The 25,958-nt window shown below is 52.1% G+C and carries 22 protein-coding genes; 16 read left to right on the top strand and 6 right to left on the bottom strand.

Annotated elements, in window-relative coordinates:
• Window positions 1–155: 155 nt before the first annotated feature.
• Window positions 156–1,001 carry an NADPH-dependent 7-cyano-7-deazaguanine reductase QueF gene (gene queF, locus ACF2G4_RS10480; RefSeq protein ID WP_243079054.1) on the bottom strand — a complete coding sequence of 282 codons (846 nt, stop codon included), beginning with the start codon at window positions 999–1,001 and terminating at the stop codon, window positions 156–158.
• Window positions 1,002–1,066: 65 nt separating this feature from the next.
• On the opposite strand from queF, the gene syd reads away from it, so the two are divergent.
• The 4 genes from syd to ACF2G4_RS10460 all read left to right on the top strand — a co-directional run bounded on the left by syd (window position 1,067) and on the right by ACF2G4_RS10460 (window position 3,770).
• Window positions 1,067–1,612, top strand: a complete 546-nt coding sequence (gene syd / locus ACF2G4_RS10475; protein ID WP_243079055.1) for a SecY-interacting protein — start codon at window positions 1,067–1,069, stop codon at window positions 1,610–1,612.
• A 591-nt stretch (window positions 1,613–2,203) separates the two neighbouring features.
• Window positions 2,204–2,533, top strand: a complete 330-nt coding sequence (locus ACF2G4_RS10470) for a YqcC family protein (RefSeq protein ID WP_215845737.1) — start codon at window positions 2,204–2,206, stop codon at window positions 2,531–2,533.
• Complete coding sequence (truC, locus tag ACF2G4_RS10465) at window positions 2,533–3,312, top strand: tRNA pseudouridine(65) synthase TruC (protein WP_409074788.1); 780 nt, start codon at window positions 2,533–2,535, stop codon at window positions 3,310–3,312. Before ACF2G4_RS10470 ends, truC begins: the two co-directional genes overlap by 1 nt.
• Before the next feature lie 11 nt (window positions 3,313–3,323).
• A complete protein-coding gene (locus ACF2G4_RS10460) occupies window positions 3,324–3,770 on the top strand; it encodes a flavodoxin (protein ID WP_215845739.1) in 447 nt (148 codons plus the stop codon).
• A gap of 40 nt (window positions 3,771–3,810) precedes the next feature.
• Here the strand turns inward: ACF2G4_RS10460 and garD are convergent, their stop codons facing one another.
• The gene (garD, locus tag ACF2G4_RS10455) at window positions 3,811–5,370 is read right to left on the bottom strand and encodes a galactarate dehydratase (RefSeq protein WP_409074787.1); all 1,560 of its coding nucleotides are present in this window, start codon (window positions 5,368–5,370) and stop codon (window positions 3,811–3,813) included.
• Window positions 5,371–6,004: 634 nt separating this feature from the next.
• Here garD and ACF2G4_RS10450 point away from each other — a divergent pair.
• The 6 genes from ACF2G4_RS10450 to ACF2G4_RS10425 all read left to right on the top strand — a co-directional run bounded on the left by ACF2G4_RS10450 (window position 6,005) and on the right by ACF2G4_RS10425 (window position 12,984).
• Entirely contained in the window at window positions 6,005–7,351 is a 1,347-nt protein-coding gene (locus ACF2G4_RS10450; protein WP_215845741.1) for an MFS transporter, read from the top strand.
• 9 nt (window positions 7,352–7,360) lie between these two features.
• Window positions 7,361–8,707: an enolase C-terminal domain-like protein gene (locus ACF2G4_RS10445; protein ID WP_332625946.1), complete on the top strand. Its 1,347-nt coding sequence runs from the start codon at window positions 7,361–7,363 to the stop codon at window positions 8,705–8,707.
• A gap of 10 nt (window positions 8,708–8,717) precedes the next feature.
• On the top strand, window positions 8,718–10,049 hold the full coding sequence (gene gudD, locus ACF2G4_RS10440; RefSeq protein ID WP_243079060.1) for a glucarate dehydratase: 1,332 nt from the start codon (window positions 8,718–8,720) through the stop codon (window positions 10,047–10,049).
• A 45-nt stretch (window positions 10,050–10,094) separates the two neighbouring features.
• A complete protein-coding gene (gene garL, locus ACF2G4_RS10435) occupies window positions 10,095–10,865 on the top strand; it encodes a 2-dehydro-3-deoxyglucarate aldolase (protein WP_409074786.1) in 771 nt (256 codons plus the stop codon).
• Window positions 10,866–10,884: 19 nt separating this feature from the next.
• Window positions 10,885–11,769 carry a 2-hydroxy-3-oxopropionate reductase gene (garR, locus tag ACF2G4_RS10430; RefSeq protein ID WP_215845744.1) on the top strand — a complete coding sequence of 295 codons (885 nt, stop codon included), beginning with the start codon at window positions 10,885–10,887 and terminating at the stop codon, window positions 11,767–11,769.
• Window positions 11,770–11,844: 75 nt separating this feature from the next.
• Window positions 11,845–12,984, top strand: a complete 1,140-nt coding sequence (locus ACF2G4_RS10425) for a glycerate kinase (protein ID WP_243079061.1) — start codon at window positions 11,845–11,847, stop codon at window positions 12,982–12,984.
• Window positions 12,985–13,236: 252 nt separating this feature from the next.
• Here ACF2G4_RS10425 and barA read toward each other — a convergent pair whose 3' ends face one another.
• A complete protein-coding gene (barA, locus tag ACF2G4_RS10420; protein WP_409074785.1) occupies window positions 13,237–15,966 on the bottom strand; it encodes a two-component sensor histidine kinase BarA in 2,730 nt (909 codons plus the stop codon).
• Between the two features lie 89 nt (window positions 15,967–16,055).
• On the opposite strand from barA, the gene rlmD reads away from it, so the two are divergent.
• The 5 genes from rlmD (at window position 16,056) to eno (ending at window position 23,929) form a co-directional block, all read left to right on the top strand.
• Window positions 16,056–17,372: a 23S rRNA (uracil(1939)-C(5))-methyltransferase RlmD gene (gene rlmD, locus ACF2G4_RS10415; RefSeq protein ID WP_332625942.1), complete on the top strand. Its 1,317-nt coding sequence runs from the start codon at window positions 16,056–16,058 to the stop codon at window positions 17,370–17,372.
• A 32-nt stretch (window positions 17,373–17,404) separates the two neighbouring features.
• Complete coding sequence (gene relA, locus ACF2G4_RS10410; protein WP_215845747.1) at window positions 17,405–19,636, top strand: GTP diphosphokinase; 2,232 nt, start codon at window positions 17,405–17,407, stop codon at window positions 19,634–19,636.
• A gap of 265 nt (window positions 19,637–19,901) precedes the next feature.
• Window positions 19,902–20,690, top strand: a complete 789-nt coding sequence (gene mazG, locus ACF2G4_RS10405) for a nucleoside triphosphate pyrophosphohydrolase (protein WP_243079064.1) — start codon at window positions 19,902–19,904, stop codon at window positions 20,688–20,690.
• Window positions 20,691–20,919: 229 nt separating this feature from the next.
• Window positions 20,920–22,557: a glutamine hydrolyzing CTP synthase gene (gene pyrG, locus ACF2G4_RS10400; RefSeq protein ID WP_215845749.1), complete on the top strand. Its 1,638-nt coding sequence runs from the start codon at window positions 20,920–20,922 to the stop codon at window positions 22,555–22,557.
• Window positions 22,558–22,633: 76 nt separating this feature from the next.
• A complete protein-coding gene (gene eno, locus ACF2G4_RS10395) occupies window positions 22,634–23,929 on the top strand; it encodes a phosphopyruvate hydratase (protein WP_215845750.1) in 1,296 nt (431 codons plus the stop codon).
• Here eno and ACF2G4_RS10390 read toward each other — a convergent pair.
• Window positions 23,916–24,044, bottom strand: coding sequence for a hypothetical protein (locus ACF2G4_RS10390; RefSeq protein ID WP_279234007.1), 129 nt, complete (start codon window positions 24,042–24,044; stop codon window positions 23,916–23,918). The two genes, eno and ACF2G4_RS10390, sit on opposite strands and share 14 nt — an antisense overlap.
• A gap of 34 nt (window positions 24,045–24,078) precedes the next feature.
• Between ACF2G4_RS10390 and queE the strand changes: the two genes are divergently transcribed.
• On the top strand, window positions 24,079–24,750 hold the full coding sequence (gene queE / locus ACF2G4_RS10385; protein ID WP_243079066.1) for a 7-carboxy-7-deazaguanine synthase QueE: 672 nt from the start codon (window positions 24,079–24,081) through the stop codon (window positions 24,748–24,750).
• Window positions 24,751–24,783: 33 nt separating this feature from the next.
• Here queE and ACF2G4_RS10380 read toward each other — a convergent pair whose 3' ends face one another.
• Both ACF2G4_RS10380 and queD read right to left on the bottom strand, forming a co-directional pair.
• Entirely contained in the window at window positions 24,784–25,383 is a 600-nt protein-coding gene (locus ACF2G4_RS10380) for an inorganic diphosphatase (RefSeq protein WP_409074784.1), read from the bottom strand.
• Window positions 25,384–25,583: 200 nt separating this feature from the next.
• Entirely contained in the window at window positions 25,584–25,943 is a 360-nt protein-coding gene (gene queD, locus ACF2G4_RS10375) for a 6-carboxytetrahydropterin synthase QueD (protein ID WP_215845754.1), read from the bottom strand.
• Window positions 25,944–25,958: the final 15 nt, after the last annotated feature.

Raw genomic sequence — 25,958 nt, 5'->3', positions numbered from 1 at the left:
CCGTTTGCTGTCGCCCTGCAACCCGAATTATTTTGATTAAAACTCTCTGGACGACGAACCCAACGTTCGCCGCCGTGTTCAGAGTAGCCTTGTCAGCAGGAACAGCTCAAGCGGATCCGTATGCGCTAAGCACAGCCTGCGAGTGATCTCGCAAACTATTGACGAACCAGGCGTGAATAACCTGGAGAGAAAGGCACATTGCTGCGCCACGGATTGATATCTAATCCACCGCGTCGCGTATAGCGTGCATAGACCGTCAGTTGTTCTGGATGACAGAAGCGCAGAATGTCATTAAAAATGCGTTCAACGCATTGTTCATGAAATTCGTTGTGCTGGCGGAAAGAGATCAGATAGCGCAACAGCTTTTCACGTTCGAGGCGCGGGCCTTTATAGTGAATCATCACCGAACCCCAATCAGGCTGGTTGGTGATCAAACAGTTGGATTTCAGTAAATGGCTTACCAGCGTCTCTTCAACCACTTCGCTGCCGGTTGCATCGGCCAAATAATCAGCATTGAAACGATAATCGTCGATTTCGATATCTTGTTCATCAATGCAGTAACCCTCGAAATGGCCGATGGGCTGACCCTCAACTTCGCTGAGTCGAAACAGCGCGACCGTTACGTCACCTTCTGCGCAGGCACGCAGATCGCGCTCTAGCGTTTGACGGACTTCGCCCCAGTCGGCGAATTTGGTCTGATTAAAGCTGTTAAGATAAAGCTTGAAGCTTTTTGACTCGATAAGATTGCGACTGCTTGCACTGAGCACCACTTCACCGACAGCAACCTGCGGTAGGCCTTTGTTGTTGAGCCACGACAGCTCATACAGCGTCCAGATGTCTGAGCCAGAAAACGGCAGGCTATCGGGAAAAAGGCCTAGCGGTTCACGGTTCAGGCTACGCGGAACCGCCTGCAACAAGCTGTTGTCATAGCGATCGTGATAGGCTGTGGGTTTGCCCAGCGTCAGGTTGCTTAACGCCTGATCCTGTTCGTGAGAAGACATAACGGTTTCCATCAAAATTAAACAAAGTGGGTAAGTGTAACCCATCAGAAGTGAGAATATGAACGATGCAGCAAACTGCTGAAGCGCTACACGACTTTACCACCCGATATTGCCAGGTTTGGCAACAACTTTATGGTCATGCTCCTGCCAGTGCTGAGCTTACTGGTGTTCCGTCGCCGTGCGTTATTGAAGAACGCAACGATCGCGTACTGTGGCAACCTCAGCCATTCAGCCTGCCACCTTCGCTTGATGCAGTGGAAAGGGCGTTGGATATTGAGTTGCAGCCCGCCATCACGGCCTTTTACACCAGTCAGTTTGCCGGAGATATGCAAGCGCGTTTCGAACAGCAACAGTTGACCCTGTTACAGGTCTGGAGTGAAGAAGACTTCCTGCGTTTGCAGGAAAATTTGATCGGGCATTTGGTTATGAAACGCCGACTGAAATTACCGCCCACGCTGTTTATAGCCACGACAGAATCGGAAGAGGAAATCATCTCGCTGAGTAATCTGAGCGGCGAAATTATTCTTGAACAGCCTGGCCGTAAAAATCATCGCATTCTTTCAGAAAATATTGAGATATTTCTTAAGCATTTACAACCGTTTAGTCTATGAGATGCAGAGATTGCCCGCTTTGTTTGTGAGATATCTCTTACAGGCGCTGTGAGAGATCATCTTAAAATGCATAAGACTTCTAGATGTCTCCAATGTAAAAAGATTGTGAATCATCGACTTAATGGCATTAGTCCGAAATAGTAGCAATAAGTTAATGGCGTTACGTTTTTTAGTAGCTTGTTTACGCGAAGCATTCTGTCAGAATGTTTCGCACTAGCAGGACGCTAAGGACAAAAGATATCGTCAGGATGATGTTAAGCCATGAGGCGGGAACGTAACGGAGTTTACGGCACAAGGAAGGCTTCACCGGATGAAGCAGGACACTCAGGATTGAGACAGGGACACCTCCAGGATGGAGAATGAGAGCCTCTTAGAATAGGTGGCGGGCCAGGATGCTAAGGATTCATCAAGAAGATGGGCGGCAGGAATGCACGTGGACCAGTTGTCATGGAAGAGCAGGGAGCATAAACGTAGCAGGAAAGCTGCAAACGAACCGGGAGCACTGTTTATACAGTGCTCCCTTTTTTTGTGCCTACGTTAACAAGTGATATGCTTGCCGCCCCTTTTTTTACTGCTCGCTGGAGGTGGCGCATGACGCCGGAACAATTGATTACGCAACGGCTGGAGCAGGTTGAGGCGATAATGCATGAGCACGATCTCTGGCAAACGACGTCGCCCCAGGCCAGCGCTTTCGAGAGTCGTGAACCTTTTTGTCTCGACACCCTGGAACCACTGGAATGGCTGCAATGGGTGCTTATTCCCCACATGCACGCTTTAATCGCCGCACAGCAACCACTGCCGAAGAACTTCGCTATCGCCCCTTATTTTGAGATGGCGTTAGCGCCTGCGCAGGCGGGCCGCCCGCTGTTATTACTTACGCTGCGTCAGCTCGACGCGTTGTTTATGGACGATGCCGTCTGATGTTAGAAATTCTTTATCAAGATGAGTGGCTGGTGGCGGTTAACAAACCCGCAGGCTGGCTGGTACACCGCAGTTGGCTCGATCGCAATGAAAAAGTCTTTGTGATGCAGACGGTACGCGATCAAATCGGCCAGCACGTCTTTACTGTTCACCGTCTTGATCGACCTACTTCCGGTGTGCTTCTGATGGGGTTATCCAGCGAGGTAGGGCGGTTGCTTTCGCTGCAATTTGAACATCATCAGATACAAAAAACCTATCACGCAGTACTGCGAGGTTGGCTGGAAAGCAGCGACACGCTGGATTATCCGCTGATGGAAGAGCGGGACAAAATCGCCGATAAGTTTGCCAATGAAGAGCGTATCGCGCAGCCAGCCGTCACCGATTACCGGGCGTTAGCAACAGCAGAAATGCCGCTGCCGGTAGGGCGTTACCCCACCGCACGTTACACCCTGGTCGAGTTATCGCCGAAAACCGGGCGCAAACATCAGCTAAGACGCCATATGTCGCACCTGCGCCATCCGATCATCGGCGACAGCGCGCACGGAGATTTAAAGCAGAATCGCGGTGCGGCTGCGCATTTTGGTGCAAACCGATTAATGCTGCACGCCAGTAGTTTATCGCTAACACATCCCATCACGGGTGAACCGCTGATGATCCGCGCCGGACTGGATTCAGTGTGGCAAAACCTGATGAATCACTTTGGCTGGCAGAATCTCATCCCTGAGGTTCCGAGGGTTGAGTTTGAGCCGCAGCCACGCCAGGATATCAGTTCAGAATAAGGAGAGCGCTCATGGCAAAGATAGGCATTTTTGTAGGCACGGTTTACGGTAATTCGCTGCTGGTCGCAGAAGAAGCAGAACCGATTTTGCAAGAGCAAGGCCACAACGTAAACGTGTTTGAGGACCCAACGCTGGCGGAGTGGAATGATTACAGCAATGATGTGGTGTTGGTGATTACTTCCACCACAGGCCAGGGCGATTTTCCAGACAGCATTGCCGAGCTGGTCAACGGGGTGAAAGAGAAGTTAGGTTATCAGCCAACGCTGCGTTATGGCGTGATTGCGTTGGGTGACAGCAGCTACGATCATTTCTGTGGAGCAGGTAAAACCTTCGATGCACTGTTGCAAGAGCAAAGTGCACAACGCGTGGGTGAGATTTTATTGGTAGATGCCACAGAGAATCCTGAGCCTGAAACGGTGACATCACCGTGGGTCGAAAGCTGGGGCAAACTGCTGTAATGAGATGCGCGCTTTCACCCTGGAAAGCGCGCTTTTATCATCAGGTTATCGGAGCAGGATTGAATACCGCCAGCTGATTACGAATTCCCCAACGATCTGACCATGTCTGTTTCCTGCCGCTGGCAATCTCCAGAATCAACGTGAATAACCGCCAGCCAACCTGTTCAATGGACTCTTCGCCGGTCGCAATAGTACCAGCATTGATATCCATCAGATCGTGCCAGCGCTCAGCCAGCGCATTACGCGTCGCCATTTTGATCACCGGAATCGCCGCCAAACCGTAAGGCGTTCCACGTCCGGTGGTAAAAACTTGCAGCGTAATGCCAGATGCCAATTGTTGCGTGCCGCAAACGAAATCGCTGGCGGGTGTTGCCGCATAGATTAATCCCCGACGCGTCGGGCGTTGACCCGCTGACAACACTTCAACAATAGGACTGCGACCCGATTTAGCAATTGACCCCAGCGCTTTCTCCACCACGTTCGCCAGACCGCCTTTTTTATTACCTGGCGAAGGATTGGCGCTGCGATCGGTTTGTCCCTGATCGAGGTAATTGTCATACCAGGCCATCTCTTCTAACAGACGCTTACCAACTTCTTCATTTATTACGCGTGGCGTCAGCAGATGAATAGCATCACGCACTTCAGTCACTTCAGAAAACATCACCGTTGCACCGCAGCGCACCAGCAAATCAGAAGCAAATCCAACGGCGGGATTAGCCGTCACGCCGGAAAAGGCATCGCTACCGCCACATTGCATACCCACAATAAGTTCAGAAGCGGGACACGTTTCGCGCTGACGCTGATTCAAACGTTTTAAATGGCGTTCCGCGACCTGCAAAATCTCATCGACCATCGCACCAAATCCCACCAGCTTTTCATCTTGCAGACGCACAATGTCATTGTCATCTAATGAAATAGCCTGCACATCAGGCGTGCCGGTCAGCAGGCGCTCCGGCTGCAACTTCTCACAGCCCAAACTCACAATCATTACTTCGCCACCGAAGTTAGCGTTTAACGCCAGATTATGGATGGTGCGGATCGGCACCACCGCAGCGGGTGCGTTGATCGCCACGCCACAACCATAAAGGTGATTCAACGCCACCACGCCATCAACATTGGGATATTTAGGCAACAGATCGCGCTCTATCAGCTGCACGACAAAGTCCACCACGCCCGCGACACAATGCACGCTAGTGGTAATGCCCAAAAGATTGCGCGTACCGACGCTGCCATCTGCGTTGCGGTAGCCTTCAAAGGTATAACCTTCGAGTGCAGGAAGATCGGGGGGAATATTATTGGCTAGCGGCAAGCTGGCCAGCGGTGGCGCTTCGGGTAACGCCACCAGCGATTCATCAATCCAGCTCCCTTGTGCAATGTCTCGCAGCGCATAGCCAATCACCTCGCCGTAGCGCAGGATCTCGCCATCTTTAGCAATCGCGCTCAGCGCCACCTTGTGACCTTGCGGCACATGCTCGGTCAGTGTCAGGCCATCGGCAAAAGTCGTGCCTGCCGGTAAACCTTGATTGTTCACCACAATGGCGACGTTGTCCGCTTCATGTACTTTGATGTAGAGCGGTTGTTCAGTCGGGTTCAGGGTCATCGCTCACCTTCCAGTCATTCGCGCCGTACTTTTGCGGCGCGGTGTAATGATGTTACTTGTCACACGCTCAGTATTTGCCGACTTCAGTATAAGGAGACGCTGCTGGCCACGCATTGTGCAAATGTCTGGCTTTGAGGCGTTTTCAAACGCTGATTTAGTGTGAACAACCAAAAGCAAGTGAAGAATCTCACAAAGCCCATTCTTTGAACGCTGTTTTGCACCAAATCGGGAGGTTATTTCCGGGTTCCGTGAGCCGTGCCGCAGCCATATGTGCAAACGCCAGATAATTGATATTAACGCCGCGTTATTCTCAGGCGTTTATCCAGTGTCAGCGCTAAATCCTGTTCATATACTGATTTCCGTTATCCAACGTTAGGTTATTTGTCACGACGTACTTTCGATTTGCCAATAAAAAAATCGCCGTGTTTAACCCAACTTCTCTCTGATACCCAACGCGATGTGTATGCAGTCAGAGCGAAAGTCGTGAACGCTATACCCGTCACACTTCGAGCCGCTGGTGTGTTGCCTGCGCTTGCTCACCCCGGGCACTTACCAAGTAAGTTTCCAGGGTTTCACGAGCTTGCCGTCTTCCTGCGACTCGAATTATTAAGGGTATGCAATTCAGGAGTGCATCATGAATAGTTATAGCCAGACCGCGGAGTCGGTACAAAAACGTACCCATGCGCGTTACTGGATTGTGGTGATGTTATTTATTGTCACCTCATTCAACTACGGGGACCGCGCCACCATTTCGATTGCCGGTTCAGCGATGTCCAAAGATATCGGTCTGGATTCGGTCGGACTGGGCTACATCTTCTCTGCGTTCTCATGGGCTTATGTCATTGGTCAGATCCCTGGCGGTTGGCTGCTCGACCGCTTCGGCTCAAAACGCGTCTACTTCTGGAGCATCTTTACCTGGTCGTTGTTTACCTTGCTACAGGGTTTCGTCGATGTGTTCAGCGGCTTTGGCATCATCGTTTCGCTGTTTATGTTGCGATTCCTGGTCGGCTTGGCTGAAGCGCCATCCTTCCCTGGAAACAGCCGCATTGTCGCCGCCTGGTTCCCTGCACAGGAGCGCGGTACGGCAGTGGCTATCTTCAACTCAGCGCAATATTTCGCCACAGTGATCTTCGCACCTATCATGGGTTGGCTGGTCTCTGAGGTTGGTTGGGCACACGTGTTCTGGTTCATGGGTGGATTGGGCATCATCCTCAGCTTTATCTGGCTGAAAGTGATCCACGATCCCACCGATCATCCGGGCGTGAATAAAGCCGAGCTGGAGTATATGGAGCAGGGTGGTGCATTGATCAACATGGATGCCAAAAAGTCCGAGCACAAAGTGAGCTGGGACGAGAAGTGGTTTCAAATCAAACAACTGCTGACTTCGCGCATGATGTTGGGGATTTATCTCGGCCAATATTGCGTTAACGCCTTAACTTACTTCTTTATTACCTGGTTCCCGGTGTATCTGGTTCAGGCGCGTGGTATGTCGATTTTGAAAGCCGGTTTTATCGCCTCAATCCCGGCAATTTGCGGCTTCCTTGGTGGGGTGTTAGGTGGCGTGATTTCGGACTGGCTGATGCGTAAAACCGGTTCACTGAATATTGCGCGTAAAACGCCCATTGTGCTCGGCATGCTGCTGTCTATTTCGATGGTGATGTGTAACTACACCGACACCGAATGGGTCGTGGTGTTCTTCATGGCGCTGGCATTCTTCGGTAAAGGCATCGGTGCGCTGGGCTGGGCGGTGATGGCAGATACCGCACCAAAAGAGATCAGCGGCCTGAGCGGTGGTTTATTCAATATGTTCGGTAACTTCTCCGGCATCGTGACGCCTATCGCCATCGGTTACATCATTGCCACCAGCGGTTCCTTCGAAGGCGCGTTGATTTATGTCGGTATCCATGCCTTTGTCGCCGCATTTAGCTTCCTGGTGATTGCGGGCGATATCAAACGCGTTGAACTGAAAACCAGGCCATAAGGACGGAACATGACTACGCAAAGTTCGCCGATTATCACTGATATGCAGGTGATTCCGGTCGCGGGTTACGACAGCATGCTGTTGAACATTGGTGGTGCGCATAACGCCTGCTTTACCCGCAACATCGTGGTGCTGACCGACAACGCCGGACATACCGGCGTAGGGGAAGCGCCGGGCGGTGAAACCATTTATCAGACGCTGGTAGAAGCCATTCCGCAGGTCAAAGGCCAGCAGATTGCCCGTATGAATCGGCTGGTACAGCAGGTGCACAAAGGTAATCAGTCGGCAGATTTCGATACCTTCGGCAAAGGCGCATGGACTTTCGAGTTGCGCGTCAATGCAGTGGCTGCACTGGAAGCCGCACTACTCGATCTGCTGGGGCAATGCCTTGGCGTGCCGGTCGCGGAATTACTTGGACCGGGCAAGCAGCGCGATGAAGTTACCGTGCTCGGTTATCTGTTTTACCTCGGCGACCGACGCAAAACCGATTTGCCTTATCTGACGGGCGAAAATGCCAGCCATGATTGGTATCACCTGCGTCATCAGGAGGCGCTCGACAGCGCCGCGGTGGTGCGTTTAGCCGAAGCCGCGCAGGATAAATATGGTTTCAAAGATTTCAAACTCAAAGGCGGCGTGCTGCCAGGCGAGCAGGAGATTGAAACCGCAACCGCACTGAAAAAGCGCTTCCCGGATGCGCGTATTACCGTCGATCCCAACGGTGCCTGGCTGTTGGACGAAGCCATCGGGTTGTGTAAAGGCATGCAGGATGTGCTGACTTACGCTGAAGATCCGTGCGGTGCAGAGCAAGGTTATTCAGGTCGCGAAGTGATGGCGGAATTCCGTCGTGCCACCGGTTTACCGGTCGCCACTAACATGATTGCCACCAACTGGCGTGAGATGAACCACGCCGTGATGCTCAATGCGGTAGACATTCCGCTGGCCGATCCGCATTTCTGGACGCTGAGTGGGGCCGTTCGCGTGGCGCAACTCTGTGACGAGTGGGGCCTGACGTGGGGCTGTCACTCTAATAACCATTTCGATATTTCACTGGCCATGTTTACCCACGTTGGCGCGGCGGTGCCGGGTAAACCTACCGCAATTGATACCCACTGGATTTGGCAGGAGGGCGATCAGCGCCTGACCAAAAATCCTCTGCAAATCCGCAACGGTAAAATCGCCGTGCCGGATGCGCCTGGGCTGGGCATTGAGCTGGACTGGGATCAACTGCGCAAAGCCAACGAACTGTATAAATCACTGCCCGCCGGGGCGCGCAACGATGCCACGGCGATGCAGTATCTGATTCCTGGTTGGACATTCGACCGCAAACGCCCGGCATTTGGCCGTGCGACAGCTTAAGGAGCAGCAGATGAGTTCTACCCCTAAAGTCACATCCATGCAGGTCATCCCGGTTGCCGGTCACGACAGCATGTTGCTTAACCTGAGCGGGGCGCATTCCCCTTTTTTCACCCGCAATATCGTTATCATTAAAGACAACGCCGGCCATACCGGGGTGGGAGAAATTCCCGGTGGTGAAAAGATCCGTCAAACGCTGGAAGATGCCGCTTCTTTGGTGATCGGCAAAACGGTGGGTGAATACAAAAATATTCTTAATTTGGTGCGCAGTACCTTTGCTGACCGTGATTCAGGCGGTCGCGGCAATCAAACCTTTGATTTGCGCACCACCATTCATGTGGTAACCGGCATTGAAGCTTCACTGCTGGATCTGCTGGGCCAGCATTTGGGTGTCAATGTCGCCTCTTTGTTAGGGGATGGTCAGCAGCGCGATCGCGTCGAAATGCTGGGTTATCTGTTCTACATTGGCGATCGCAATAAAACGTCGTTGTCCTATCAAAGCCAGGAAAACGACAAGTGCGACTGGTATCGCCTGCGTCATGAAGAAGCGCTGACGCCCGATACCGTGGTGCGTTTAGCTGAAGCCGCATATGAAAAATATGGCTTCAATGATTTCAAACTGAAAGGCGGCGTACTGCGCGGTGGCGAAGAAGCTGAAGCCGTGACCGCGCTGGCGAAGCGTTTTCCCGAAGCGCGCATAACGCTCGATCCCAACGGCGCGTGGTCACTCAATGAAGCTATTTTGCTGGGTAAGCAGCTGAAAGATGTGCTGGCCTATGCAGAAGATCCGTGCGGCGCAGAGCAAGGCTATTCAGGACGCGAAGTCATGGCGGAGTTCCGCCGCGCAACCGGCATGCAAACCGCAACCAACATGATTGCCACCGATTGGCGACAGATGGGGCACACCATTTCGCTGCAATCAGTGGATATTCCGCTGGCCGATCCGCATTTCTGGACCATGCAAGGTTCCGTGCGCGTGGCGCAAATGTGCCACGATTTTGGCCTGACGTGGGGTTCGCACTCCAACAACCACTTCGATATCTCATTGGCGATGTTCACCCACGTTGCTGCGGCAGCGCCCGGCGCAATTACCGCCATTGATACGCACTGGATCTGGCAGGAAGGCAATCAGCGCCTGACAAAAGAACCGTTCCAGATCAAAGGCGGCATGGTACAGGTGCCGCAAAAACCGGGATTGGGCGTTGAGCTGGATATGGATCAGGTGATGCAGGCTAATGCGTTGTATCAAAAACACGGTCTCGGCGCGCGCGACGATGCGCAAGCAATGCAGTTCCTGGTGCCAGGCTGGACCTTTGACAATAAACGTCCGTGCCTTGTGCGCTAACCTTTTTGGCTTCCGCAGGGGAGCCGATGCAACAGGAGTAAAACCATGAGTAATGCAGCCTGGCCGAACAGCTTTCGTCGTCGTTTGCTGGCAGGTGAAACCCTGATTGGCAGTTGGTGTGCACTGGCAAATCCATTAAGCACCGAAGTGTTAGGACTGGCCGGATTCGACTGGCTGGTGCTGGATGGGGAACATGCGCCCAACGACATCACCACTTTTGTGCCGCAACTGATGGCGCTGAAAGGCAGCCACAGCGCGCCCGTCGTGCGTCCGCCCTGTAATGAACCGGTGATCATCAAACGTCTGCTGGATATCGGTTTTTATAACTTCCTTGTGCCGTTTGTTGAGACCGAAGAAGAAGCGATCCGCGCTGTTGCCTCTACGCGTTATCCACCCGCGGGTATTCGCGGCGTATCGGTATCGCACCGCAGCAACATGTACGGAACCTTGCCGGAGTACAACAACACCATCAATGACAACATCACGGTGCTGGTACAAATCGAAACGCAGCAAGCAGTAGACAATATTGATGCTATCGCGGCGGTTGACGGCGTGGACGGTATTTTTGTTGGGCCTGGCGATCTTTCTGCGGCGCTGGGCTATCTCGGCCAGCCAGCGCATCCAGATGTGCTGAAAGTGATTAAGCACGTTTTCGAGCGCGCTAAAGCAGCGGGCAAACCCAGCGGTATTCTGGCACCGGTTGAAGCCGATGCCCGGCGCTATCTGGAGTGGGGCGCCAGCTTTGTGGCGGTCGGCAGTGATTTAGGTGTTTTCCGCAACGCAACGCAGGCGCTGTGCGACAAATTTAAGAAGTAATCAACCAAGAGGCAACATAATGAAAATTGGATTTATCGGCCTGGGTATCATGGGCAAGCCAATGAGTAAAAACCTGGCGAAAGCGGGCTATTCGCTGGTGGTACGCGATCACCATCCAGAAAATGAAGCTGAACTGGTTGAGTTAGGTGCGACAGTGGCGAAATCACCAAAAGAGGTCGCCGAACAAGTGGATGTGGTGATTACCATGGTGCCGAACTCGCCGCAGGTAAAAGAAGCCTGCCTTGGCGAAAACGGCATTATTCATGGCGCCAAACCTGGCTTGATTGTGATCGACATGAGTTCAATTGCACCGCTGGCGAGCCGAGAGATTCACGATGCGCTGGCAGAAAAGCAGATCAAAATGCTGGATGCGCCAGTCAGCGGCGGGGAACCCAAAGCCATTGAAGGCACGTTGTCTGTGATGGTTGGGGGCGACAAGGCGGTGTTTGATCAGTGCTACGACATCATGAAAGCGATGGCGGGCTCGGTGGTGCACACCGGCGATATTGGCGCGGGTAATGTAACCAAGCTGGCGAATCAGGTGATTGTTGCCCTGAATATTGCGGCGATGTCTGAAGCGTTGTCTTTGGCAACCAAAGCGGGGGTAAACCCGGATCTGGTTTATCAGGCCATTCGCGGTGGGTTGGCGGGCAGCACGGTGCTGGATGCTAAAGCACCGATGGTGATGGATCGTAATTTCAAACCGGGCTTCCGTATCGATCTGCATATCAAAGATCTCGCCAATGCACTCGATACGTCGCACGGCATTGGCGCGCACTTGCCGCTAACGGCCGCCGTGATGGAAATGATGCAGGCGCTGCGCAACGATGGACAGGGCTCCTCCGACCACAGCGCGCTCGCCTGCTATTATGAGAAGTTAGCGAAGGTTGAGATTTCCCGCTAAAGGGGGTTCCGGTATCTGCGGATACCGGGCTGGCTATGAAATCATTTCAGACCATCAACAGCGCTCGGATTGCCTATGAAAATCGTTATCGCACCGGATTCATATAAAGAGAGTTTATCCGCCCTGGATGTGGCATCAGCGATTGAAGCGGGTTTCCGTGAGATCTTTCCTGATGCGCATTACGTCAAAATACCGGTCGCCGACGGTGGTGAAGGCACGGTTGAAGCGATGGTGGCGGCGACGGAAGGGAAAATCGTCAGGTTGAAGGTTACAGGTCCGCTTGGCAAACAGGTTGAGGCTTTCTATGGCCTTTCTGGTGACGAGCGTACCGCGTATATCGAGATGGCGGCGGCAAGCGGATTGGAGCTGGTGCCTGCGGCGCAGCGCGATCCGCTGACTACGACCTCATTTGGTACTGGCGAGTTGATTAAAAACGCGCTCGATAAGGGCGTGGAGCACATTATTATCGGTATTGGCGGCAGTGCTACCAATGACGGTGGCTCCGGCATGATGCAGGCGCTGGGTGCACGCTTGCTGGATCAGCAAGGCAAAGAGATTGGTTATGGCGGCGGAGCGCTGCCAGAATTAGCCAGCATTGATATTGAAGCATTAGATGCGCGAATCAAGCAGTGCCGATTTGAAGTGGCTTGCGATGTCACCAATCCCTTAACCGGTGATGCGGGTGCATCCGCGATTTTTGGTCCGCAGAAAGGGGCAACGCCGGAACTGGTTAAACAGCTCGATCAGTCACTGGCGCATTACGCGCAGATCATTCTGCGGGATTTAGATATTGATGTACTGCACATTCCCGGCGGCGGCGCGGCGGGCGGTATGGGTGCGGCACTGCATGCATTTTGTCAGGCTGATTTGCGACGCGGCATTGAGATTGTCACAGAGGCGTTGGGGCTGGCGGAGCAGGTTAAAGACGCTGATTTAGTCATTACCGGCGAAGGGCGTATTGATAGTCAAAGCATCAACGGTAAAGTACCCATTGGCGTAGCGAGTGTAGCCAAACGCTTTGGCAAGCCAGTGATAGGCATTGCAGGCAGTTTAACGGCTGACGTGGGTGTGGTGCATGAACACGGACTAGACGCGGTGTTTAGCGTGCTTTACAGCATCTGTTCACTGGACGATGCGCTGGCGAATGCTGAAAAAAATGTTCACCTGACAGCGCGTAATGTTGCGGCGACGTTGAAGATTGGTGGGTTTAAATAAGTATTTTGCTGGTGTGCGCTCTCCCCAATTTTAATCCTCCCCTACCCGTGGGGAGGAGGACGCTGCCCTAAGTCACCTCTGCACTGACTTACACCTGTGCTGAACCTGTCAATTCGATGCCTGCATGCGGCAGTGTCGCCTTCCTCCGCTTCAGCGGATAAGACCGGGATGGGGGATAAATGCCCTCATACTTAACGGACCGAGAAGCGAAATCAACAGCACCTGACAAAGCTTAAGAAATCACGCTTATTTTTACGCCAAACGCAGAACTCGCCGCGCTTCTTTTGCAACATTCTCCATCTCATCCTGCAACTCCAGCAGCTCCGGCTCAAGCGCATCAATATCACTGGCCTGCAGCAGCTCCTTTTCCAGTTGATGACACAACTGCTTCATGCGCGGCACACCGCTATAACTGGCACTACCGTGCAGTTTATGAATAATTTCACGCAACCCAGTCACATCGTTAGCAGCGATAAACAGCGCAATCTTCTCGTGCACTTCCGGTAAAAACTCCAGCAGCATACGCAGCATATCGTGGGCTAAATCGGGCTTATTGGCGGCCTGACGTAACGCTAATGCCCAATCCAGCGAGGGCAGAATTTGCGGCAGCTCTGGCGTCTGCACGGTTGGCGTTGGCGTGTAACGTGCCAGCAGTTGGCTGAGCTTGCTCTCATCAATTGGCTTGGCAAGGTAATCGTTCATTCCCGCTTTGATAAGCTGTTCGCGCTCGCCATCAATTGCATGCGCAGTTACGGCAACAATCGGTGTATGCGCATGCTGAGGCAGGGTACGAATAATTTCGCTGGCGCGGATGCCATCAATATCCGGCATTTGAATATCCATCAAAATGACATCTAACGGCTGTAAACGCGCCTGATGAATCGCTTGTTCTGCGCTGTTACACAACACGATCTTTTGCACCTGCTCCTCCAGCAGTGCACCGATCAATTTAAGGTTGGCAGGATTATCATCCACGGCCATTACTGCCAGCGGCAAACGCGGTGAGGCGGGCAGTTCGTTTAACTGACGGGTATGCAAATCCAGTAGCATTGGCAGCAGGCGCGTCTGCGAGATCGGTTTGGCTATACAGCCATCAATACCGCGTACTTTTAGCTCGTCGGCCAGCAGCATCATTGGGCTTGGCAGCGCCAGCAGTACGTTGTCAGCGCGATCTAGCAGCGCATTAATCAGCTCATCGGCCAGCAACTGATGTTGAGTAACATTCACTGGCATCGCCATTAATAGCAGCGGGTAGTGATCTTCACTCAGCCCTTCCAGTGTTTCGCTGTAATCGATTTGCAACGGCGTCATACTCAGCATCTTCAACACGGTTTTCGCCACACGGGTATTGGCTTCTACATAAGCAATGCGCGAATGAGACAAGGCGTCTAACACGCGAGGCATGCTCGGGGCATTGGGATTGAGATCAAGCTGCACTCGCACTCGGAAGGTGGAACCTTGATCCGGTTGGCTGTGGAAGGTGATTTCACCACCCATCTCATTCACCAACTTTTGCGTAATGACCAAACCCAAGCCAGTGCCGCCATGACGACGTGAAATGCTGGCGTCAGCCTGACGAAACGCCTGAAATAGCTGCATTTGCTGCTGCTCAGAAATACCAATGCCCGTATCCTGTACCTGAATTTCCAGTTCGATACGCGAAGGGGTAATAGCGCGTTGCGCTACTTTGAGATCGATGGTGCCTTTTTCGGTGAATTTGATCGCATTGCCAATCAGGTTAATCAGGATCTGCTGCAGGCGCAGCGCATCACCAATCACGTTGTCTGGCACACTGCTGTCGCACACCACTGTTAATTCCAGCCCTTTGTCATGCGCAGAAGGCGCCAGTAACACCAGCGTTTCATCCAGCGTGGCGCGAAGGGGGAACGGAATAGACTCCAGTACCAGTTTGCCCGCTTCCAGTTTTGAAAAATCGAGCACGTCGTTGATGATGCTTAGCAAATTGTTGGCAGAGCGCTCAATGGTTTGCATGTAGTCGCGTTGCGTAGTGCGCAGCGGGGTTTTCAGCATCTGGCGGGTAAAACCGAGCACGCCATTTAACGGCGTTCGTAGCTCGTGCGACATATTGGCAAGAAATTCAGATTTGATGCGTGCCGCTTCCTGTGCACGCTTCTTCGCAAGATCCAGCTCAACGTTCTGAATCTCTAATTGTTCCAGCGTTTCACGCAGATCGTAGGTAGCCTGATCGATATTGTGCTGCATCTCTTCGTGGTAAGCAGTCAGCGACATCGCCATCGCGTTGATGCCATTTTTGAGAATGCTTAACTCACCCAGCATGTAGCCTTCAACGCGGCTGTCGAGTTGGCCGCGGCGAATGCGGTCAACGGTGCTGACCATATTGCGAATCGGGCCGGTTACGTCACGCATTAGACGATAAGCAAACAGCATGGCGATGCATAAACAGAACAGCAACATCAGCGTGGCAACAAAGACTTCTTTGTATTGCTGCAAGCGCACTGATTGCAGATCGAGCGCTATCGCGACATATCCCAATGGATTGCCAGAAGGTTTTGCATCTTCGCTGGGGATTTCATCTACCGCATAACGTTCAGACGTTATGGGTGTGCGTAAAATTAAGACGTTACCGTGCCGTTCCATTGAGACATCATCTGGCAGGGCGTTGATATCTTCTTTCTGCAACAGGCTGAGGTTTTGTTTGTTATTTGAGCTGACATAGAGTTGGTTATTATTGTCGAAAACCGAAATCGCACGGACAATATTGGAATGACGCCGATGCAGCAGGCTAACCAGCTCGCGCATCGTGTCGCGGTTATGCCACGTCATGCTGTATTCGCTGGAAATTGCCAGGGGTTCAATGATATTCGCGCCGGCATCCATGACTTGTCGCTGCAGTTCGTTATAGCGGTGCACGACAAAGAAAGAGCTGAGCAACAGGCCCACCATTAAGGTTGGGGCCAATATTAAAATCATCATTCGCGCCCGCAGGCTGTATTTCGTCATAATACGGCTGACTCCGGCATTTACATCCTTGTGCATCCCGTCGGTAAACCCATGCACGCCGATTTTTGAGAAAGAGAATTAACAACACTATGGCGCAATTTTACACCGCAAAACAGCGTGTGACGACCAAACAACGGATTACCGTCACCATCGAAGACCTTGATCCATTTGGACAAGGTGTCGCACGGCACCAAGGCAAAACGATATTTGTCAGCGGTGCGTTGCCAGGCGAACAGGCAGAAATTACCTTAACTGAGGATAAGCGCCAATTTGCCCGAGCGAAAGTCACGCGCTTGTTAAGCAGCAGCCCGGCACGCGTTACACCGCGCTGCCCACATTTTAATACCTGTGGTGGCTGCCAACAGCAGCATGTTGATGTTGTTTTACAGCAGCAGAGTAAAGCGCAAGCGCTAAGCCGGATGTTAAGTAAAGAAGCGCAACGCGTAGTGGCCGTGGATGAAGTTATTGCCGGAGAACCTTGGGGCTATCGCCGCCGAGCACGGCTGGGATTGCAATGGCAAAACAAAAGCCAACAGCTGCGAATGGGGTTTCGTCAGGAAGCCAGTAACGATCTGGTCGATATTCAGCAATGCCCCATTTTGACGCCCGAACTTGAGGCGTTGATCACGCCGTTACGCCAGTGTCTGCGTGAGTTAAAAGCGGTTAAAAGGCTGGGACATGTTGAGCTGGTACAGGCAGATAATGGCCCGCTGATGGTTTTACGTCATCTTGATGCGCTGCATGTCGACGACAGAGAAAAACTGGAACGCTTTTCGCATAAGCATCAGTTGATGATGTTTTTGGATGACGGCAGCGAAAACTTAACGGCTCTAAGTAATAACCAACCGTTCTATCAATCACACAAACTTAAGTTAACCTTCAGTCCGCAAGATTTTATTCAGGTAAACGATGCGGTCAATCAACAGATGGTAGCCCGGGCAATTGACTGGCTGGATCTGCAACCAGACGATCGCGTATTAGATCTGTTTTGCGGCATGGGAAACTTCACACTTCCGATAGGAAAAGTCGTACAAAATGCGGTTGGTGTGGAGGGCGTTGCAGCATTAGTACGGCAGGCAGCGTATAATGCGGACTTGAATAGTCTTAAAAATGTCAGCTTTTTCCAGCATAACCTGGAGGAAGATGTTTCGCGCCAGCCGTGGGCGGCGCAAGGATTTAACAAGGTATTACTCGATCCGGCGCGTGCCGGTGCCGCAGGCGTGATGACGCATGTGGTTAAACTTGCACCACAACGTGTGGTCTATGTTTCGTGTAATCCCACGACACTCGCTCGCGACAGCCAGACATTGCTGTTGGCGGGCTACCAATTGGAAAGGGTCGCGATGCTGGATATGTTCCCACATACCCGTCATCTCGAATCCATGGTGCTGTTCAAAAAAACATAAGCGATCATTAAGATCGGTGTGCAGGAGAGGATATGGTTGCGGTTAGAAGTGCGCATTTAAATACGGCGGGGGAGTTTGCCCTCGACCAGTGGATCGCCAGTCTTGGCATGATCAACCCGCAATCATGTCAACGACTTGCCGAAACCTGGCGCTATTGTGAAGCCCAAACGCACAACCATCCGGATCAATCTCTGCTGCTGTGGCGTGGTATTGAGATGGTCGAAATCCTCTCGATGCTCAGTATGGATATCGACAGTCTGTGCGCCGCGCTCATTTTCCCGCTCGCAAATGATGAAGTGGTGAGTGAAGAGGAACTTGAGCAAGCGGTCGGCAAAGGCATTGTCTCGCTGGTACACGGCGTACGCGACATGGATGCGATACGCCAGCTCAAAGCCATTCATAATGACTCAATGGCCTCCGAGCAGGTGGATAATGTTCGCCGCATGTTGCTGGCGATGGTAGAAGATTTCCGCTGCGTGGTGTTGAAATTAGCCGAACGCATCATGAACCTGCGCGAAATGAAAGACGCGCCGGAAGATGAGCGCGTGCTGGCAGCAAAAGAGAGCACCAATATTTATGCGCCGTTGGCCAACCGACTCGGCATAGGTCAACTGAAGTGGGAGCTGGAGGATTATTGCTTCCGCTATCTGCATCCTGATGAATACAAGCGCATCGCCAAACTGTTGCATGAACGCCGCATTGACCGCGAACAGTACATCGAAAATTTCGTCGATAATCTGCGTAAAGAGATGGCAAAAGAGGGCGTACGCGCTGAAGTGTACGGGCGCCCAAAACATATCTACAGTATCTGGCGTAAGATGCAGAAAAAGTCGCTGGCGTTTGATGAACTGTTTGATGTGCGTGCAGTGCGTATTGTGGCTGAGCGTCTGCAAGACTGTTATGGCGCATTAGGCACGGTGCATACGCTTTATCGCCATCTGCCCAGCGAGTTCGATGATTACGTCGCCAATCCAAAGCCCAACGGCTATCAATCCATTCACACCGTGGTGCTGGGCCCGAAAGGCAAAACGGTTGAAATTCAGATACGTACCCGCCAGATGCATGAAGATGCCGAACTGGGCGTTGCTGCGCACTGGAAATATAAAGAAGGGCCTTCTTCCAGCAATGCGCGCGGCTCAGCGGGCCACGAAGAGCGCATTGCATGGCTGCGTAAACTGATCGGCTGGCAGGAAGAGATGGCTGACTCTGGCGAGCTGTTGGAAGAGGTGCGCAGCCAGGTCTTTGACGATCGCGTTTATGTCTTTACACCCAAAGGCGACGTGGTTGATCTGCCAGCGGGTTCAACGCCGCTGGACTTCGCTTATCACATACACAGTGATATCGGTCATCGCTGCATTGGCGCGAAGATTGGCGGTCGTATTGTGCCGTTTACGTATCAATTGCAGATGGGTGATCAGGTTGAAGTAATCACCCAGAAACAGCCGAATCCAAGCCGCGACTGGCTCAACCCTAATCTGGGTTTTATCACCACCAGCCGCGGTCGCTCTAAAATTCATAACTGGTTCCGCAAGCAGGATCGCGACAAGAATATTCTCGCCGGACGGCAGATTCTGGACAACGAACTGAGCCAGATGGATATCAGCCTGAAAGAAGCTGAAAAACTGCTGCTGCCGCGCTATAACGTCACCTCGCTAGAAGAGCTGCTCGCCGCGATTGGCGGGGGCGATATTCGTCTTAATCAGATGGCAAACTTCCTGCAGGCCAAGCTTAACAAGCCGAGTGCTGAAGAGCAGGATCGTGAAGCGCTGCGCCAGCTGACGCAAAAATCCTACTCAGCGCCGTCGCGTAAAGAGAGCGGACGCGTGGTGGTGGAAGGCGTCGGCAATTTAATGCATCACATTGCACGCTGCTGCCAGCCGATTCCTGGCGATGACATTGTGGGCTTTATTACTCACGGACGCGGTATTTCGATTCATCGCGCCGACTGCGATCAGCTTGCTGAGCTGATTTCCCATGCACCAGAGCGCATCGTTGATGCTGTGTGGGGAGAAAGCTATTCCAGCGGCTACTCGCTGGTGGTGCGCGTGACGGCCAACGATCGCAGCGGGTTGCTGCGTGACATCACCACCATTCTCGCCAATGAAAAAGTGAATGTGTTGGGCGTCTCCAGCCGCAGCGATACTAAAAAGCAGCTGGCAACGATTGATATGGATATTGAGATTTATAACCAGCAGGTGCTGGGCCGCGTGTTGGCGCGCCTGAATCAGGTCTCCGATATCATTGATGCCCGCCGTTTGCATTGATGATGCGCGTTTAGTTTGGTGTCAGAAAGAGTGTGCTGTCAGGAAAGAGCGTGCTGGCTGTCCCCCATCCCGACCTTCCCCCGCGCAGCGGGGGAAGGAGACGCTGCCACATGCAGGTACAGAGCGGGCATATTGCAGCATCTTCCTCCCCCATTTATGGGGGAGGACCGAGGTGGGGGACAAACAACCTCGCACTTCAAAAGACAGACAGTGTAATAAAACGCATAAAATCCAACTCAAAATCATTCCCCAAAGGATCTTCCCCATGAATTCAATTGATCGCCTGCTGGGCATTATGAAAACCCTGCGCGATCCGCAACACGGCTGTCCGTGGGATCGCGAACAGACCTTTGCCAGCATTGCGCCTTACACATTAGAAGAGACGTACGAAGTCGTCGATGCCATCCAGCGTGAAGATTTTGATGATCTGCGTGGCGAGTTGGGCGATCTGCTGTTTCAGGTTGTGTTCTATGCGCAAATGGCCAACGAGCAACATCGCTTTAACTTTGACGATATTTGCCACGCCATCAGCGATAAACTGGAGCGTCGCCACCCGCATATTTTTGCTGATGTCAAAGCGGATAACAGCGCTGAAGTTTTGAAAAACTGGGAAGCCATCAAAACCGCCGAGCGTGCAGAAAAAGCGCAGCATTCCGCGCTCGACGACATTCCCAAAGCGCTGCCGGCGTTAATGCGCGCGCACAAAATTCAGAAGCGTTGTCACAACGTTGGGTTCGACTGGACGACATTAGGCCCGGTCGTCGATAAAGTGCATGAAGAGATCGACGAAGTGATGCATGAAGCGCAGCAATCGGTGATTGATGAGCAAAAGCTGGAAGAGGAGATTGGTGACCTGCTGTTTGCTACGGTGAATCTTTCACGGCATTTGGGCAGTAAAGCAGAAACCGCCCTGCAAAAAGCCAATGATAAATTCGAACGTCGTTTTCGTCAGGTTGAATCAATCATTGCTGAGCAAGGTCTGAGCATGCCGGGTGCAACGCTGGAACAAATGGAAGAAGCCTGGCAACAGGTTAAAACGCGAGAGAAAAGCTGATTATTCCACCTCTGCGCATAAAATAGCCAATTAAGCTTACACGATTCAGCGTCACAGTAACTTTGTGACATACATCAAACTTTCATTTACTGCTATCCGTTATGTTAGCCGCAGCATTGCGTTGGAGGATGGCAGTGATTCATCAATTGTGGCTGATAGCGGTTTCCAGTATACTGTTTTCCCGTCCTGGTTATTCCACCGTCTTTAAACCTAAACTCTCAGGTTCAGCATGACAACGAATTATATTTTTGTGACCGGCGGGGTTGTATCCTCTCTGGGTAAAGGCATTGCCGCAGCCTCCCTCGCAGCCATTCTCGAAGCACGTGGTCTGAACGTGACCATCATGAAACTGGACCCGTACATCAACGTGGATCCGGGTACCATGAGCCCAACGCAGCACGGTGAAGTCTTCGTTACCGACGATGGGGCCGAAACCGATCTGGATTTGGGTCACTACGAGCGTTTTATTCGCACGCACATGTCGCGTCGCAACAACTTCACTACAGGCCGAATCTACTCAGAAGTCTTGCGCAAAGAGCGCCGTGGCGACTATCTGGGTGCGACGATTCAGGTCATTCCGCACATCACTAACGCCATCAAAGAACGCATTATTGAAGGCGGCGAAGGCCATGACGTGGTTCTGGTTGAAATCGGCGGTACCGTCGGTGACATCGAATCATTGCCATTCCTTGAAGCCATTCGTCAGATGGCAGTTGATGTGGGCCGTGAACACACCATGTACATGCACCTGACGCTGGTACCTTACATGGCAGCAGCCGGTGAAGTGAAAACCAAACCGACGCAGCACTCAGTGAAAGAATTGCTTTCCATTGGTATTCAGCCGGACGTGTTGATCTGTCGTTCCGACCGCGCTGTGCCTGCCAACGAACGCGCTAAAATTGCGCTGTTCTGTAACGTGCCGGAAAAAGCCGTTATCTCGCTGAAAGATGTTGACTCCATTTACAAGATTCCGGGCATGCTGAAATCGCAGGGCCTGGATGATTACATCTGTAAGCGCTTCAACCTGAACGCACCGGAAGCCAATCTGGCTGAGTGGGAGCAGGTAATTTATGAAGAAGCGAATCCAGGCGGCGAAGTCAACATTGGTATGGTTGGCAAGTACGTTGAACTGCCGGATGCGTATAAATCTGTTATTGAAGCGTTGAAACACGGTGGCCTGAAAAATCGCGTCACTGTAAATATCAAATTGATCGACTCGCAGGATGTTGAATCACGCGGTGTCGAAATTCTGAAAGATTTAGATGCGATTCTGATCCCGGGTGGCTTTGGTTACCGTGGCGTCGAAGGCAAGTTGATGACCGCGCAATATGCGCGCGAAAACAACGTACCGTATTTAGGTATTTGTCTTGGCATGCAGGTTGCGCTGATGGAGTTTGCCCGTAACGTTGCTGGCCTCGAAGGCGCCAACTCCACGGAATTTGTGCCAGACTGTAAATATCCGGTGGTTGCGTTAATTACCGAATGGCGTGATGAAAACGGCAACGTTGAAGTCCGTACTGAGCAGAGCGATCTCGGCGGCACCATGCGCCTTGGCAGCCAGCCTTGTCAGTTAACGCCAGACAGCAAAGTACGTCAGCTGTACGGTACTGACACCATTGTTGAGCGCCATCGCCATCGCTATGAAGTCAACAATATGTTGTTGAAGCCGATTGAGGCTGCAGGTCTGCGTATTGCGGGACGTTCTGGCGACGACCAGCTGGTGGAGATCATTGAGATCCCGAATCACCCATGGTTTGTAGCTTGTCAGTTCCACCCGGAATTCACGTCGACCCCACGTGATGGTCACCCGCTGTTTGCTGGCTTTGTAAAAGCCGCGCATGAGTACCAGAAGCGTTTAGCGAAGTAAGTTTCACGAGCAACGCGCGAACTTTTCGCGCGTTGCTTGTCTTAGGATTGACTAACTTGTACTGAGGAAAATCGTAATGTCCAAAATCGTAAAAGTCATCGGTCGCGAAATTATCGACTCACGTGGTAACCCGACTGTTGAAGCAGAAGTGCATCTGGAAGGCGGTTTCGTAGGTCTGGCAGCAGCGCCATCAGGGGCTTCTACCGGTTCACGCGAAGCGCTGGAACTGCGTGACGGTGACAAATCTCGTTTCCTGGGCAAAGGCGTAACCAAAGCTGTTGCTGCGGTAAACGGTCCGATTGCTGAAGCGGTAAAAGGCAAAGACGCGAAAGATCAGGCGAACATCGATAAAATCATGATCGACCTGGACGGTACTGAGAACAAATCCAACTTCGGTGCAAACGCCATTCTGGCTGTTTCACTGGCTGCTGCTAAAGCTGCTGCTGCCTCTAAAGGCCAGCCGCTGTATGAGCACATCGCTGAACTGAACGGCACGCCAGGCAAATTCTCTATGCCGCTGCCAATGATGAACATCATCAACGGTGGTGAGCACGCAGATAACAACGTTGATATTCAAGAGTTCATGATCCAGCCGGTTGGCGCGAAAACGCTGAAAGAAGCTATCCGTATGGGTTCTGAAGTTTTCCATCATCTGGCAAAAGTGCTGAAAAGCAAAGGCATGAGCACTGCGGTAGGTGACGAAGGTGGCTACGCGCCAAACCTGGGTTCTAACGCCGAAGCGCTGGCAGTTATCGCTGAAGCGGTAGCAGCAGCAGGTTACAAACTGGGTGAAGATATCACTCTGGCGATGGACTGCGCAGCATCAGAATTCTACAAAGACGGCAAATATGTGCTGGAAGGTGAAGGCGGCAAAGCTTACACCTCTGAAGAATTCACCCACTTCCTGGAAGATCTGACCAAGCAATATCCGATTGTTTCAATCGAAGATGGCCTGGACGAATCTGACTGGGCTGGCTTCGCTTACCAGACCAAAGTGCTGGGCGACAAAATTCAGTTGGTGGGCGACGACTTGTTCGTTACTAACACCAAAATCCTGAAAGAAGGTATCGATAAAGGCATCGCGAACTCCATTCTGATCAAATTCAACCAGATCGGTTCTCTGACCGAAACCCTGGCTGCAATCAAAATGGCAAAAGACGCAGGCTACACCGCGGTGATTTCACACCGTTCAGGTGAAACCGAAGATGCAACCATCGCTGACCTGGCGGTAGGTACTGCAGCGGGCCAGATCAAAACCGGTTCAATGAGCCGTTCTGACCGCGTTGCTAAGTACAACCAGCTGATTCGTATCGAAGAAGCGCTGGGTTCAAAAGCACCGTTCAATGGCCTGAAAGAAGTTAAAGGTCAGTAATCGGCTGCTGATGCCGCATAAAAGCGGCAACGCCTGATGATAAAGCCCCGCCAGCGAGCGGGGCTTTTGTTTTTTTAGCATCAGCAGCTGTTGTTGTGAGGCGCAAATCTGCCATAATCAGCGCCCTGATTTTTCCGAGCGAGTAAAAAATGTTCTACCCGATTAACGAAATGTTCCAAACGCTGCAGGGCGAAGGCTATTACACCGGTGTGCCAGCCATCTTCATCCGTTTACAAGGATGTCCAGTGGGCTGCAGTTGGTGTGATACCAAGCATACCTGGGAAAAGCGAGCAGATCGGGAAACGTCGCTGGGCGATATTTTAGTGAAAACCGTGGAAAGCGATGCCTGGGGCGACGCTGACGCGGCTACTTTGTTAAATGCCATTGAGCAGCAAGGTTGGACGGCCCGCCACGTGGTGATTACCGGCGGCGAACCGGCAATTTTCGATCTGCGACCCTTAACTGAAGCGCTGGAATCAGCCGGTTTTAATTGTCAGATTGAAACCAGCGGCACGCATGAGATTCAGTGCTCTGAAAAAACCTGGGTGACCGTTTCACCGAAGGTGAACATGCGGGGTGGTTATGATGTATTGGCGCAGGCGCTGAGCCGAGCCGATGAGATCAAACATCCTGTGGCACGTGAGCGCGATGTGGAAGCATTAGATGAATTGCTGGCGGGTCTGCAAGACAGCAAGGCGCGCATCATTGCGTTGCAGCCTATTAGCCGCAAAGATGAAGCGACCAAGCTCTGTATCGAAACGTGCATAGCGCGCAACTGGCGCTTGTCGATGCAAACGCACAAATATCTGAATATTGCCTGATGTGGATAGGGCGGCAATGCGCCGCCCTGATCGTTACTGTTTTGCCTTCCAGGCGTCATACGCTTTCTTAATCTCGGTTTTCGCCGCTGCGGCATCTTGAAAACCATTTAACTCCACTTTCTTGCGGCCATCCGGCAACTGCTTATAGACGCGGAAAAACGCTTCTAAACGCTGCACTTCAACCTTCGGCAGATCGCTTAGCGATTGGATCTCATCGTAAGTGGGATCGATTTTGCTGGCAGGTACCGCAACGATTTTATCGTCTTCTTCGCCACCGTCGATCATCTTCAACACACCAATCGGACGCAGTTTGATCAACGTGCCTGGCTGCAAGGGCGCGCGAGTGTAAAAGATCACATCCAGTGGATCATTATCGCCGCCCAATGATTGCGTCAGCGAACCGTAATTGGCGGGATAGGCAACAGGCATCGACTGAAAACGATCGGCAACGATAAAACCGGTTTTCGCATCGGTTTCATATTTGATTACTCCACCCGCCGGGATTTCGGTTACCGCGAAAAACTCTTCCGGTACATTGTCAGGCTGCGGGAAATGAAGCACGTTTTCCGCCTGGACGGCTGCAGAGGTTGAAACAAGCAGAGCAATAATTGAAAGGCGTTTTACCAGATTCATCGTTGATTCTCTTGATCTTTAATGAAAGAGACCACAACGTAGAGGGCAATGATGACAGTAAGATGAAGGCAGTCATTTAATCAGAGATCAGACGTTTCAAACTGCAGGAAAGCGGCAACCGGGCGGTAAATCGAGTAGAACCTATCGAACTCGCGATTAATGCGGTTAGCGCACCTGCAGTGTGAAAGGCAAAGCGTTTATCAGCCGCGGTAGACGCAGCCTGCGGTACAGGTCTCTTTGATCATCACCGCACTCAGCAGCGGCAAGCGCGGCTTCATTTGATCCCAAATCCATTTTGCCAGCACTTCACTGGTAGGATTTTCCAGACCGGGAATATCATTGAGATTGTAGTGATCAAGGCGATCGTAGATCGGCTTAAACGCCGCTTTAAGTTCGGCAAAATCCATTACCCAGCCGGTATGCGCATCCACTTCACCGGTAATTTCCAGACGAACCAGGAAGGAATGACCATGTAAACGGCCGCATTTGTGTCCTTCAGGCACATTCGGTAAGTGATGTGCAGCTTCGAACTGGAATTCTTTAAATAGCGTGGTAGACATAAGGGTTCTCAGACT

Origin of the sequence: Pantoea phytostimulans (assembly GCF_046118715.1) — a bacterium.
GTDB classification, from domain to species: domain Bacteria; phylum Pseudomonadota; class Gammaproteobacteria; order Enterobacterales; family Enterobacteriaceae; genus Pantoea; species Pantoea phytostimulans.
This window is presented reverse-complemented; position numbering and strand designations above follow the sequence as displayed.